We start from the raw sequence: 12,602 nt of genomic DNA on the forward strand, positions 1-12,602 counted from the left end.
TTATGGATGTTCTCTTTTTAATAGGTTTAGCATTAGCGCCCGGGGCGGCGATTGGTTTGTTCATTTGGTTGAAAGATCAATATGATCGTGAGCCTTTAAAGCATTTGTTTATCAGTTTTATGCTGGGTGTCTTGTGTGCGGTACCGGCTGTGATTTTGTCAATTGTTTTGGGAAAGCTCTTTCCGGTAGATTATTCCAGTTTGATCTCTGTTGCTGTATTTGCATTTATAACCGTTGCTTTTGCCGAAGAATTTGCCAAGTTTTTAATCCTCCGGTTCTACGCCTATCGCCAAAAAGAATTCAATGAACCTTTTGACGGAATTGTCTATGGCGCTATTATCAGTCTGGGTTTTGCAGGAATTGAAAACATTCTATATGTCACTGACGGAGGGGTACAGGTGGGCTTATTAAGAATGTTTACTGCCGTTCCTGCTCACGCTAGTTTTGGAATCATTATGGGGTATTATTTTGGCCTGGCCTGGCAACATAAAGAAAGAGCTTTTGAATACAAACTCAAGGGATTGCTGGCTGCAGTTTTTCTACATGGTTTGTATGACTTTTTCCTGATGCAGCAAAGCTACCCGGCATTCTGGTTTTTATCATTTGTGGGACTGGCCCTCAGTATACGTTTGTGTTTCAAGGCAATGAAAGCACACAATTTACGGTCGCCGTTTAAGACCAAGTGATTTATTTAAATAAATTCTTATTATTTAAGTACGTGATTAAGTACTTTTATAATATATTTGCACTATGGAAACAGTCAATTATTCAGCCTTTCGGGCAAACCTAAAACATTGGTTTGATAAGGTCATCAATGATGTTAGCGATGTTATCATCAAACGGAAAGATGGAAAAGACCTAGTTCTAATTTCTCTTGATGAATACAATTCACTCAAAGAAACAACCTATCTATTAACCGGAAAAAACAGAGATGTATTACTGAATTCTATCGAAGAGTTGGAGCAAGGCAAAGGATTTGAGAAACATATCACTGAATAAATGAAACTCATCTGGTCAAAAACCTCCTGGGAAGATTATTTATATTGGCAAAGAGTGGATAAAAAAATTGTCAAACGTATCAACGAACTCATAAAAAGTAGTTTGCGCACTCCTTTTGAAGGAATAGGAAAACCGGAAGCATTAAAAGGAGATTTGCAAGGCTACTGGTCCAGACGCATTACCTCAGAACATCGTTTGGTTTACAAATATAAAGATGACCAACTTTTTATTGCTGCGTGCAGGTATCATTACTAATTGAGAATGATATAAATAAAACTCAGCATTCTTTCTATTGGTTTACTCAAACCGAATCGCTTTCACCGGAGAAATTTTGGTAATGATGTAGGATGGAATCAACAACATTAATAAACAAAGTAAAAAAGTGCCTGCGTTAAGTATCATAATATATCCTAAATCCAGATACACGGGTGCTTCGGTTACATAATAAGTATCCGGGTTTAGAGGGAAGAGTTTCAGGTATTTTTGCGCAAGCAACAAGCCTATTCCAATAAAATTTCCCCAAAAAAGCCCCACTCCAATAAGGTAGACCGCATTGTAAATAAACACTTTCCGAATACTCCAATTGGAGCTGCCCAGTGATTTTAAAATCCCAATCATTTTGGTGCGTTCCAGAATTAATACCAGCAAAGCTGTTATCATATTGATGCCCGCCACGAGAATCATAATTCCAATGATGAGGGCAATATTAAAATCAAACAAATCCAGCCATTCAAAAATGGAAAAATACTTGTCCCTGACGGTTTGGGTATCGAGTGTGGAGTCAACGGAATAATAGACTTTATTACCGGTTTCCTGAATTTTATCAAAATCAGTTACGAAGAGCTCAAAAGCTCCAATTTGGTTTTCCTCCCAGTGGTTCAACCGTTGAATGTGTCTGATATCAGCAATTAAATAGCTTTCATCAAACTCCTGAAAGCCGCTATTGTAAATCCCAACCAAAGTAAACCCACGGGGTCTTAACGGGCGTTCGTTACTCTCTTCATCAAAAAAATAAGTAACTACTTTATCTCCGATTTTTAAGTCCAGTCTGTTGCTGATGAATTCTGAAAGTAAAATTTCATCGTTGAGTGTTTCACCATAGACAGGCAAGCGGCCTTCCCTTAAAAATTCTTCAAAATACTGCCAATTATAATCATCGCCCACTCCTTTTACCACAACGCCTTCAAAATCGGTTTCGGTACGGATGATTCCGCCTTTTAGTGCCGTAACTTGAATGTGTTTGATATCCGGTATCTCATGAAAGACGGGATAAAAGGGTTGGTCTTTTGAAATGGGGTTTTGGGAGTCTTTAGAAAAATTGGTATCAAAATTAGAAATAATGATATCGCCATTGAATGCAGAAACTTTTTCACGCACTTTTTGTTGCAGACCAACCCCTGTGGCAATGGCAACCAACATCATAATCATACCCAACGCAATTGCCGTAATGGCAATTTTTATTATTGGCGCCGAAATACTACTTTTATAGTCTTTAGACCGAATGATTCTTTTTGCTATGAAAAACTCAAAATTCACCAGATACCTTTTAATTCGCTTCAAAAATAGCACTTTATTTTTGATGGCTCTTGTTCTGGTTTCTATTTCCTGTAAAGGGCAGGAAAAAAACTTTGAAGTAAAAACATCCTTTGATTCTACGGCAGTAAAAAGCTATCCGGTGGTAGGTGCCAATCAAACTGGCGAATACCTTCCTTATTTAAGAAATAAAAAAGTGGGTGTGGTGGCCAACCAAACCAGTGTGGTGTTCAAGCCCGAAAACTTTATTTTTATGGAGGACTACTGGGATGAAAGCAGCCGATCTTACAAACAGCGTCAAACCCAAAAGTGGATTTTCAGTAAACACACTCATTTGGTAGATTCACTCCTGTCACATACTATTCAAGTCACCAAAGTTTTTGCTCCTGAGCACGGTTTCAGGGGTACTGCCGATGCCGGTGAACTTGTTAAAGACGGAAAAGACAGCAGAACCGGATTGCCTCTCATTTCCCTTTACGGAAGCAATAAAAAACCAACCCAAGATCAAATGCAAGGTCTGGATGTGATGGTATTTGACATTCAGGATGTGGGGGCGCGTTTTTACACTTATATTTCCACTTTACATTATGTGATGGAAGCTTGTGCTGAAGCCGGCATACCGCTTTTAATTCTAGACCGGCCCAATCCAAACATACATTATATTGACGGCCCCCTACTGGAACCCGAACACCAAAGTTTTGTGGGTATGCATCCTGTACCGGTCGTTCATGGAATGACCATCGCTGAATATGCCCAAATGATCAATGGCGAGGGCTGGCTGGAAAACGGCCAAAAATGTGAACTGAACATTGTTTCTGTAAAAGAGTATGACAGAGCCACTTTTTATTCACTTCCCATCAAACCTTCGCCCAACCTACCCAATGACCAGGCAATCAACCTCTACCCGAGTTTGTGTTTTTTTGAAGGCACACCACTCAGTGAAGGGCGCGGTACAAACAAACAATTTCAGGTGTTTGGAAGTCCAACCTTACCCAAGGATAAATACACTTTCACGTTTACACCCCAACCCAATGAAGGTGCTAAAAACCCGAAGTTCAACGGTCAATTGTGTCATGGAAAAGACCTCAGCAATGTAGATAAGCTTGATCATATCAACTTACAATGGTTGCTAGACGCATACCGTGACTCAGGTAAACAAACGTCATTTTTTACTAATTTCTTTACAACCCTGGCCGGCACCAAAACTTTACAACAACAAATTGAACAGGGTATGAATGCTGAACAAATCAGATTGAGCTGGAAAAAAGGGCTCGAAGAATATGATGCAATGAGAAAGAGGTATATGATTTATTAGCGGTCAATGATTGGTGAATACTAATTAAAATCTAAATACATTATGGAAAAAGTTAATGAATATTCAAACGGTGAAATCACCATTTTCTGGAAACCAGGGCTTTGCACACATTCAGGTGTTTGTGTAAGGACATTACCAAAAGTTTACAACCCCAAAGAACGCCCGTGGATAAAAATTGAAAACGCTACTACAGAGGAATTGATGAATCAGGTGAGTCAATGCCCATCAGGAGCATTGAGTTACAAGAAAAACAACTAAAATGGAAATTCAGCAAATCAACAGGGAGAACAAAGGTTTATTTAAAGCTGTTTCAGATGGAAGTGAAGCCGGAAGAATGACTTATTCATGGGCTGGTAAAGAGAAATTTATCATTGACCACACCGAGGTAAATGACGCATTTAACGGTCAGGGCGTGGGTAAAAAAATGGTATTGGCTGCCGTGGATTATGCCCGTGAAAACAATTTGAAAATCATTCCTTTATGCCCGTTTGCCAAAGCGATGTTTGATAAGGTAAAGGAAATAAGGGATGTACTTTAGGGTTGTTTATTAAAAAAAATCTCTGTGATAATCAGCGTAATCTGCGGGAGCTTATTACCACATTTTGGCCGCAGATCTCACAGATAGGTGCAGAAGACGTTCTAAACCAGATGCTATAAATTATAAATTTTTATCGAAGATAACTTCTATAAAATTACTTAAATGATTAAGCAAATACTTTTAATCCTCCTTGGTTTGTTTTTTCTCTTGAACGGAGTCAATCACTTTTACAACACCCACATTTTAAAGGAATATGCTGACAAACGTTCATTGATTGCCCCCAAACTGATGGTGATTTTAAGTGGCTTATTACTTATTGCCGGTGGTTTGACGCTCATCACCGGTTATTTTGTAATTGAGGGTATTATTGCACTTTGTATTTTTCTTGCAGTGGCCTCTTTTATGCTGCACAAATTCTGGGCAGTCAAAAAACGGGAAACTGTCATGATGGAAGCTATGCACTTTGTCAAAAACTGGGCAATTCTTTTTGAGTTGGTTTATATTGCGACTACTTTAGAATAAAAAGCAACCCGTCAACAACCCTCATCACTATTTTCTATCATCTATTTTCAATTAATTCCTTCATACGCTCGACTATATTAAATGCCGCCGGGCAAATGGCGACATTTTTTAAAGTCAAATTTGAAATCTGCTGAAACTTTTTACGGTCAGTATGAGGAAATTCACGGCACGCTTTGGGTCGCACATCATAGATGGAGCAGTAATTATCAGCTCCCAAAAAGGTGCAGGGCACACTTTGTAACACATAATCTTTGTCTTCGTCAATCCGCAGGTAGGTATTTATAAACTGTTGCGGTTTCATTTTGAAGTGTTTGGAAATACGCTCAATGTCCTTATCGGTAAACAAAGGACCGGTGGTTTTACAACAATTGGCGCACTTAAGGCAATCGGTTTGCTGAAACTCTTCTTCATGCAATTGTTGCATTACCACATCCAGATTCCTGGGTGGTTTTTTCTTTAATTTGGCGAAAAACTTTTTTGACTCGTTATGCTTATCTTTGGCCTTTTGAGGGAGTTGTTTTAGCAATTCTTCCATAATGCAAAGATACACATGCAAAAAGACATTTTAGGCAACGCCCTGCTTGATTATTTTTACGGAAAATACACCGAGGACATCCTTACCGAAACCAACATTTCTGAAGAGGACACTTTGCCCCTTCCCTATTTATTCAGGAATTATGAACAAATGCCTGCTATTGAACAAAAGGCCCTGACGCTAGCCAGTGGTAAAGTACTGGATGCAGGTTGTGGTGCCGGCAGCCACGCATTGTATTTGCAGGAACAAGGACTGGACGTGACAGCGATTGACGTTTCGCCGGGTGCGATTGAAGTGTGTACCGGCAGAGGGGTCCAGAAGGCAAAAGTGGCAGACTTGTTGGATGTAACAGAAAGATATGATACCATTCTACTATTGATGAACGGCACTGGGATCTTTCAAAACCTGGAAAAAGTGCCACACTTTTTAAAACATCTTAAAAACCTTCTTACCCCCGGTGGGCAAATTTTGATTGACTCCAGTGACCTCATTTATATGTTTGATATCGATGAAGATGGCGGGGTTTGGGTGTCGACAGACAAAGAATACTATGGTGAACTTACTTTTAAAATGAGTTATAAAGGTGATTCCTCCAAAGAATTTGAGTGGTTGTACCTGGATTTTAACTTACTAAAAGAATTGGCTGCTGAATCAGGCCTTCAAGCTGAACTTGTTCAGGAGGGTGATCACTATGACTATTTAGCGCGCCTTACTTTTTAAACACCATTTTTCCATCCATAAAGGTAGCTTCTACATTTATGTTGGGAATTTCGGTTTCCTCAACGGTCATAATGTCTTTGTCCAAGACGATAAAATCAGCAAATTTTCCAAGTTCGATACTTCCTTTTTCGTGATCTTCAAAGTTAGAATAGGCTGCCCAAATGGTCATTCCCTTTAATGTTTCTTCACGTGAAAGTGCTTCTTCGTTTTGAAAACCTCCTTCTGGAAATTGCTCTAAATCTTTTCGCGCTACAGCGGCATAAAAGGTATAAAACGGACTCACCTGCTCCACCGGGAAGTCGGTTCCCAGTGCTACAATTCCGGCTTTATCTAATAAGGTTTTGTATGCATAAGCACCTTTCATTCTTTCAGACCCCAGTCGGTCTTCTGCCCAGTACATATCACTGGTGGCGTGTGTGGGTTGCACTGAAGGGATGATTCCGTTTGAGAAGTAGTCAAAATCAGCTACATCTACTATTTGAGCATGTTCAATTTTCCATCTTCGGTTGCTGGCGGTTCCAATAGCGTCTTTATAAGCTTCCAGCACTACAAGATTGGTTGAATCACCAATGGCGTGTGTATTCATTTGGTAGAGTGACTCACCGATGCGTTTGGCAAGGTTTTTAATTTCATCAACAGAAGTCACAAACACGCCGTAATGTCCGGCATGGTCGTGATAAGGTTCTTTTAGTGCAGCCCCTCTTGAACCCAACGCACCGTCACCATACACTTTTACAGAGCGCACATTGAGTTTTTTAGTTTTGATGACTCCGCGAGGGAGGTAATAATCCAAGTTTTCAGGTGTGTTTGAAACCATGGCATAAATGCGCATGTCGAGTTCGCCGGTAGTTTGTAAACTATCGATGAGTTCAATAATCTCTCTGTCGAGGCCTGCATCGTTGACTGTGGTCAAACCGTATGAAAAGCAAATTTCCTGTGCTGTTTTCAGGGCTTCTGCTGAAACATCTTTAGTTACTTTGGGCTTGATGGCATCCACAAGGTCCATAGCAGTATCTATTAAAATTCCGGTGAGTTTGCCCTCTTTTACTTCGGCATAACCACCTTCCATTTTAGTTTCAGTTGTTATTCCGGCAAGGTCAAGTGCTTTTTGGTTTACAAGATAAGCATGGCCGTCAATCCGGGTAAGGGCAACGGGGGTATCGGGAAAGAGTTCGTCGAGTTTTGTCTTATTTGGAAATTCTTTTACGTCCCACAGGTTTTGGTTCCAACCGCGTCCTTCAATAAATTCAAGCTGCTTTCCTTCATTAAAATCCACTACACGGCTGATCATTTCATCATGACTTTGGGCACCTACCAGATTGACAACCCGCTGGTTTAATCCCAACCCATAAAAATGGGCATGTGCATCAATGAAGCCCGGTAAAATGGTTTTTCCGGCAAAGTCATAGGTTTCTGTAACTTTATATTTTTCGCTTAAAGCGGAAGAAGTTCCAACTTCAACAATTTTTCCATCTTTAACGACAAATGCTTCTGCTTTGTCAAAATTCGCATTCACGGTATACACATTCGCATTCATCACTAAAAGGTCTGCAGGAAGCGTTTTCTTGCAGGATATAAAAATGAACGCGGGTAGCAACAACACTATAATTTTCTTCATAATCAAATAAATAATAAGGTCTGTAAAAGTAGGGTTTTTACAGACCAAATAAAAAATAAATTACAACAAGGACTTACCAGTCAAACTTATAAGTGGCACCGGCCAATGCCTGAATGCCCTGAACCGGTGTATGCAGCCATTTTTCATAGGTATCACCAAGAAGGTTGCTTCCTTTTACAAAAATGCTCAATTGATCATTGATGTTGTAGCCCAAATGGATGTTTGCATCCATATATGCATCCAGGGTTTTGAATTCTGTTTCACGCTCCCCTACAAAAAAGAGACTGAAGTTTCCATATAATTTTTCAGTGAAAGCTGCATTTGCAAAAAGGGTAGCTTTTAGCTCCGGTAAGTTATAGGCTTCGGGTAAAAGGTCTAAAGAGTAATTAAAATAGCTGGCATTGACACCGATGGTAACGTTTGAACTTATATCTGTGAGCAATTCGCCAAATGTTTCCAATGTTGTCACATCATCATAAACCAACCCAAAAGAGTTTCCAAATTCATAGCCTTCCATTGGGGTGAATGCTAATGGATTTGCCAGAAAAAATGGCTTGTTGATTTCATTTTTATAGGAAGCTTTTAAGTTATAACTCACTGTTGAAGTAAACTTTCCTTTTATTCCGGCGAAGGCGTCATATTGTTTGTCTGTTGGTGCAATCAATAAAGTGGGGGAAACATAAGGGTTTTCCTGAGTAAAATTGAAATAAGTATTTTGTATCAGGTCTCCATCCACACCGGCATATACCGTCATAAATTCATCGACCACTTTTACTGAAGCATTAACTTTTGGATAAATATAAAAATCATTTTCACTGTTTTCCATATCCATCGCATACATCAATTTAGCTCCCAGTTTGATTGAAAAAGTATCATTTTGAAACCTGATATAAGGTTGCAATCCGGCAAATAGATAGCTATATTTTAGATCTGATAAAGTGTTTTCATAATTTCGGTCAAATGTTCCGTTGAGGTAATTGATTTCGATTTCAGTACCCACATCCTGTCCTCCCAGGTCAAATTCAAATTTGGGTGTAGCTTCAAACTGAATTTCTGAAGAACTGTATGAATCCCCAAAATAACTCAAAGTAGCATTTCCTCCTGAAAACGGACTGTCTTCCATTGCGAGTCCGGCAGAAACCGAAGCACCATAATAAGAATGATTGACTCCTGCACTTGCTGCCTGAGGAGCTAAAAGTGAAAAATCTGTTGATAGCCCATACCAGTTATACAGCTGATGCAAAACTCCAAAACCCAACTCATAGTTCATAAACCTGGAGTCTGCAGTATAGTTTAAATCAAATGTAGTGTTATAAAATTTATCATCAAGCAATACGTCTTTGATTCCGCCTTGCGAGGAGTTGTGTTTTAAAAACAAGCTCAGGTTTTGTCCGCGATTTACTTCAAAGTTAGTATACAGCTCACCAAGTACCGAGGTATAATTTCCAAACCCAAGGGTAGCATAACTTCCAAATATTTTTTCAGGGCGTTTGCGTTCAATAGTGGTGGCTTTTCCTTTTGCGGGAGTAAATGTTGATGCAACGGGAACAGAGAATATACTGTAGTTTATGTCCTTTTTTTCAACATCAAGCGAGTCAAGACCGGCCGGATTTTCTTTGATTTTAAACGCATCTGAAACTGATGGTGTATAAGGCTTGACTACATTTATCACCTCAGTGCCAATGGTATCTTGTGAAAAGGCTGTAAAGCCAGCAAACAAGAGGAAAAACGAAAGGTAAGTTCTGAATGAGTTCAAATTCATAGTGCTAAGATATCTTAAAGAGGGTTTTTTATTAATTGTCATTGGTTTCAACAGAGGCATTTGTTTTTGCTTCTTCAGCTTTAATTTTATTGAGTTCGAGGGTTGCTTCTTCTATTATTTCAGGGAAATCGGCAAAGTTTTTTAGCACACTTTCCAGAATATAGGTAGCCTGAAAGGCATCCTCTAAAGCATAAAAGTTTTTTGCCATTAACACAAGTCCTTTTCCACCCCAGGTTTTGTAAACTGAAAAGTCTTTGGCCAGTTTTTGAACTGTAGCATTGGATTCTTGAAACGCACCTGATTTATTTTCAAAATACGCCTGATAGTATAATGCTTCTGCGGCTAAAGATCCGGTGGCTGTTTTCTGGACCTCTGCATAGGCGTTTTTGGCTTTATTTTCATCGCCGGTTTGCATTGCTGAACGGGCAATAATACTGTGAGCATCATTTTTTGCCCTTGCTTCTGCACTGGAGTCATTGAGCACTTTTTCTGCAAAAATTACTGCTTCAGCATAATTTTTTGCTTCATAATAGGCTTTCATCAGGTTTGACTGAGCATATATGATATTTTGAGGTTTGGTTCCCTCAACTTCGAGTCTTTTTAACAAAGGTGTTGCACTTGAAAAATCATTTTTTTCAAGGTAAAGTTGAGTGACGCGCACCAGGGCTTGTTCTGTAAACTCACTTCGTTCTTTTGAAACCACAAAGTTGTATTTTTCAATGGCCTTTTCATTTTGATCTGTTGAAAAATAACGTTCTGCTAAATAAAAGTTGGCCGGTAAAATGTGTATTCCGTTAGGGAAATCCCGAAGGTAGTTTTCAAGCAATGTTTGGGCTTGGGGTTCGTTTTGGAGGTATTTTGCTTCAGCGGCTGCAAAGGTGGCCTGATCTATTTCGGCATCGGCTACTTCAACAAAATCGAGGGTTTGTACCCATTGTGCATATTCATTTACACGCCCCAGGTCGATATAAATCAACTTGGCAGATGAAACAGCCTGCATTGCCTCAGGTGAGGATGGGTACTTTGAAGCTACACGTTTAAATACAGTTAGTGATTCTTCATATTTTTCAGAATTATTCAATATTAACCCTTTTTTCAACAAGGCTTTTGGCACATAACTACTCATTGGAAGACTTGATACGAGTTGGTCATAGGCTTTGATGGCCTGTGAATTATTGTTGAGTGCCAGGTGGGTATTCCCTAATTCATAGAGTGCTTCATCGCGGTAGATGGAGTTGGGATACCTATCTTCAAATCCGGATAATTCCTCAAGTTTTGTTTGGGCCCTGTCCACAAAGCCATAACTAATGGCTTTTTGAAAAGCAGCATAATCAGCATTGGCACCACCTGCTGCTATGACTTTGTTGTAGGTTTCCATTGCCGGCCAGTACTGACTGCTTACAAAATAACTGTCTGCAAGTCGTAAATTGGCATCTTTCTGACGGTTGTTATCAATTCCCGGTTGTCCTAAAAACTGTTGAAAAGCAGTGATTGCCTGTTCATAGTTTTTGGTTTTAAAATAAGTATACCCTAAATTATAACTGCTGTTTTTATATTCGGGTGTGGTTGTATTTTGAGGAAGTTGTTGAAATTGTTTATACCCAATCAATGCTTGTTCAAAATTGTTGAGCTGGAAATCACTTTCGGCTTTCCAAAAAGTTGCGCGTGCTGTAAAAGAAGCATCTCTGGGTTCTTTTAATGATTTTTCAAAATGTGCTTTGGCATCCTGATGGTTGCCCTCCTCAAAGAGTTCTAACCCACGGAAAAATGCTACTTTTTGCAAGGCAAGCTTATTGCTAAAACTCTTGTTGTTTTCAAGTAAATCCAAAGCGGCCTTATAGTTTTTGGAAGAAATGTAAGAGTCTATTAATAAATCCTGTATTTCTTCTTTGTTATTGGTTTGCGGATATTTTTCCAAAAAGGCAGTCAGTACTTGTGGTGCTGAAGTATAAGCATTTCCTATTTCATAACTCAATTTGGCATAATTGTAAAAGGCATCTTCCTGAATCTGTGCACTAAAATCCATTTCTGATGCATTTTTAAAAGCATTGAGGGCCTGTTGTTTTTTGTTTTGTTTAAGGTAGGAATCTCCCAAATGGTAGTAGGCATTTTGTGCCACAGCATTGCGACCGTTAATAATTTTATTGAATTCTGAAATGGCCTTTTCATAATCGTTTTGCTTATAGAAAGCATAGCCTAACTGATAATAATCAGTATTATTCCACCTGCCTCTCATGCCTTTGTACTCACTTAAGTAAGGAATGGCTGCTTCATACTGGCCAAGGTTGAAGTAACTCTCGCCAATTATTTTTGAAAGTTGTGATTGTTCCCGGGCGTTTGATTTTCCAAACTGTTCTTTTCCAAGTCGAATGGCTTCTTCAAAATTGCCGAGCTTGAAATTCATATCGGCCTGATAGTAAGACAGGTTTTCAGAAAGGCGATCGTTTTCATCGATGCCTTCAAAATACTGGTTCGCTTCCTGATATTCATCTCCTTCATAAGCCATATAACCAAGATAGTATTTAGCCTGAGAGCCAAATTCTTTGGATGTTGAAATCCGGTTGAAATATTTTCTTGCTTCAGCGGTTCTTTTGGTTTGAAAATAAGTATACCCCATCTGGAAATAAAATTCTTCCCGCTGGCTGTAACCCAAATTTCTTTCATCCACTTTTTCAAACCATTTCATGGCCTGCGGGTAGCGTCCCATTTCAAAATAATAAGTTCCCACTTCTTGAAAAGCATTGTTTCTTTTAGTACTGGCTGGGTATTGCGTCACAAAGTTTTCCATCATTTGTTCGGCTCCTTGCTGATTCATCCTTATTGCAGCATTGGCGGCATAATAGGCACAATCAGCTTTCAAGCTCTCATTTGATGAGTTTTTTTCAAGCTCCAAAAACAACATTTGAGCAGCATTGTATTGCTTATTGTTATACTTAGTTACGGCTTCCTGATAGGTAGCAAAATCATTCGTATAAACAGCAGATTGTTGTGAAAAAATGAGTGTGGAAAACAGCATAAAACAGCTCAAAAAAGCAATGCGGATTCTATTCATGGTTGTTG

At 39.2% G+C, this 12,602-nt stretch carries 13 protein-coding genes; 8 read left to right on the forward strand and 5 right to left on the reverse strand.

Features of this window, described 5'->3' with window-relative positions:
• The first annotated feature begins 2 nt into the window (after nt 1-2).
• From IEV69_RS03370 to IEV69_RS03380, 3 genes are all read left to right on the forward strand, one after another.
• Nucleotides 3-686, forward strand: coding sequence for a PrsW family intramembrane metalloprotease (locus tag IEV69_RS03370; protein ID WP_188439453.1), 684 nt, complete (start codon nt 3-5; stop codon nt 684-686).
• A gap of 64 nt (nt 687-750) precedes the next feature.
• Nucleotides 751-999: a type II toxin-antitoxin system Phd/YefM family antitoxin gene (locus IEV69_RS03375; RefSeq protein WP_188439456.1), complete on the forward strand. Its 249-nt coding sequence runs from the start codon at nt 751-753 to the stop codon at nt 997-999.
• Nucleotides 1,000-1,254, forward strand: coding sequence for a Txe/YoeB family addiction module toxin (locus IEV69_RS03380; protein WP_188439458.1), 255 nt, complete (start codon nt 1,000-1,002; stop codon nt 1,252-1,254).
• 42 nt (nt 1,255-1,296) lie between these two features.
• On the opposite strand, the gene IEV69_RS03385 is transcribed toward IEV69_RS03380, so the two are convergent.
• Complete coding sequence (locus IEV69_RS03385; RefSeq protein ID WP_188439616.1) at nt 1,297-2,535, reverse strand: ABC transporter permease; 1,239 nt, start codon at nt 2,533-2,535, stop codon at nt 1,297-1,299.
• 43 nt (nt 2,536-2,578) lie between these two features.
• Here IEV69_RS03385 and IEV69_RS03390 point away from each other — a divergent pair, with 43 nt between their 5' ends.
• The 4 genes from IEV69_RS03390 (at nt 2,579) to IEV69_RS03405 (ending at nt 4,907) form a co-directional block, all read left to right on the forward strand.
• The gene (locus IEV69_RS03390) at nt 2,579-3,847 is read left to right on the forward strand and encodes an exo-beta-N-acetylmuramidase NamZ family protein (protein ID WP_229741299.1); all 1,269 of its coding nucleotides are present in this window, start codon (nt 2,579-2,581) and stop codon (nt 3,845-3,847) included.
• A gap of 42 nt (nt 3,848-3,889) precedes the next feature.
• Nucleotides 3,890-4,105, forward strand: coding sequence for a (4Fe-4S)-binding protein (locus IEV69_RS03395; protein ID WP_188439462.1), 216 nt, complete (start codon nt 3,890-3,892; stop codon nt 4,103-4,105).
• Nucleotide 4,106: 1 nt separating this feature from the next.
• On the forward strand, nt 4,107-4,385 hold the full coding sequence (locus IEV69_RS03400; RefSeq protein WP_188439464.1) for a GNAT family N-acetyltransferase: 279 nt from the start codon (nt 4,107-4,109) through the stop codon (nt 4,383-4,385).
• 162 nt (nt 4,386-4,547) lie between these two features.
• Nucleotides 4,548-4,907 (forward strand): DoxX family membrane protein, encoded by a 360-nt coding sequence (locus IEV69_RS03405; protein ID WP_188439466.1) that lies wholly within the window; start codon nt 4,548-4,550, stop codon nt 4,905-4,907.
• Between the two features lie 37 nt (nt 4,908-4,944).
• Here the strand turns inward: IEV69_RS03405 and IEV69_RS03410 are convergent, their stop codons facing one another.
• A complete protein-coding gene (locus IEV69_RS03410; protein ID WP_188439468.1) occupies nt 4,945-5,442 on the reverse strand; it encodes a YkgJ family cysteine cluster protein in 498 nt (165 codons plus the stop codon).
• Nucleotides 5,443-5,457: 15 nt separating this feature from the next.
• Between IEV69_RS03410 and IEV69_RS03415 the strand changes: the two genes are divergently transcribed.
• Complete coding sequence (locus IEV69_RS03415) at nt 5,458-6,162, forward strand: class I SAM-dependent methyltransferase (RefSeq protein ID WP_188439470.1); 705 nt, start codon at nt 5,458-5,460, stop codon at nt 6,160-6,162.
• Here the strand turns inward: IEV69_RS03415 and IEV69_RS03420 are convergent.
• The 3 genes from IEV69_RS03420 to IEV69_RS03430 all read right to left on the reverse strand — a co-directional run bounded on the left by IEV69_RS03420 (nt 6,152) and on the right by IEV69_RS03430 (nt 12,594).
• Nucleotides 6,152-7,780, reverse strand: coding sequence for an amidohydrolase (locus IEV69_RS03420; protein ID WP_188439472.1), 1,629 nt, complete (start codon nt 7,778-7,780; stop codon nt 6,152-6,154). The genes IEV69_RS03415 and IEV69_RS03420 overlap by 11 nt on opposite strands.
• A gap of 73 nt (nt 7,781-7,853) precedes the next feature.
• A complete protein-coding gene (locus tag IEV69_RS03425; protein WP_188439474.1) occupies nt 7,854-9,542 on the reverse strand; it encodes a TonB-dependent receptor in 1,689 nt (562 codons plus the stop codon).
• Nucleotides 9,543-9,573: 31 nt separating this feature from the next.
• Nucleotides 9,574-12,594 carry a tetratricopeptide repeat protein gene (locus IEV69_RS03430; RefSeq protein WP_188439476.1) on the reverse strand — a complete coding sequence of 1,007 codons (3,021 nt, stop codon included), beginning with the start codon at nt 12,592-12,594 and terminating at the stop codon, nt 9,574-9,576.
• Nucleotides 12,595-12,602 lie beyond the last annotated feature (8 nt).

It is taken from the genome of Planktosalinus lacus (assembly GCF_014640155.1).
GTDB classification, from domain to species: domain Bacteria; phylum Bacteroidota; class Bacteroidia; order Flavobacteriales; family Flavobacteriaceae; genus Planktosalinus; species Planktosalinus lacus.